The following is an 888-nucleotide window of genomic DNA, read 5'->3' as shown; positions in this document are numbered from 1 at the left end:
TATCGGTGAATCGCAATTAGCTGACACTATTGATGACTTGATTATGAGTCAAGAAAATCCAACAGTAGCCATTTACTTTGGAAATTTCATGGTAACAGTTAGACTAACTGCAGCTGGTAAAAATGAAGCAGAAACCAAGCCTTTATTAGAAGACCTGGCTACAGCTATCAACGCTCGGTTAGCTGACTATTATGTAGGCGAAGGAGAAAACTTAGGCATTAATGAAGTATTGGTAGAGAAATTGACAGACCGTGAGCAGACCATTGCTTTCGCTGAAAGTTTCACTGGTGGACTGGCAGCTAAAAAAGTTGTCGATGTCCCAGGGTCTTCAAAAGTCTTACACGGATCAGCCGTCACTTATACAGAAACAGCCAAAGCCAATGTGTTAAATGTCCAACCGCAAACACTGGAAACTTATGGCATGGTGAGTGCTGAAACAGCGACTGAAATGGCGGAAAACGTACGAGACCTATATCAATCTGACTTTGGAGTATCCTTTACAGGTGTAGCTGGACCGGATGCCATGGAAGGAAAAGAAGTGGGGACTGTCTATATTGGTATCGCCCAAGCAGGGCAAGAAACTAAAGTGTTAACACCAACATTAAGAGGCAGTCGTCAAAATATTCAATATCGTTCAGTCTATTCAGCTTACTTTGATATCATTAAAAAATAACAGAACATTCGTTCGCTTTTCTCTTGCTTATTCAGCAAAATAATTATAAAATAAAGGAAACACAAGAGAACATTTAGGAGGATTTACGCATGACTATGGATAAAAACGATAGCAACCGTCAAAAAGCATTAGACGATGCAATGAAAAAAATTGAGCGTAACTTTGGTAAAGGCTCAGTCATGAAAATGGGTGAACGCGGAGATACTAGAATCTCT

The 888-nt window shown here is 40.0% G+C and carries 1 protein-coding gene and 1 pseudogene; both read left to right on the top strand.

From position 1 onward, the window contains the following. On the top strand, positions 1–673 hold a 673-nt coding region (locus ACRCJ0_RS16145; protein WP_431391182.1), incomplete at its 5' end, for a nicotinamide-nucleotide amidohydrolase family protein. A gap of 89 nt (positions 674–762) precedes the next feature. Beyond that, positions 763–888: pseudogene (locus tag ACRCJ0_RS16140) on the top strand (recombinase RecA); the annotation flags it as partial.

Source organism: Aerococcus sp. L_32, from assembly GCF_050689315.1.
This window is presented reverse-complemented; position numbering and strand designations above follow the sequence as displayed.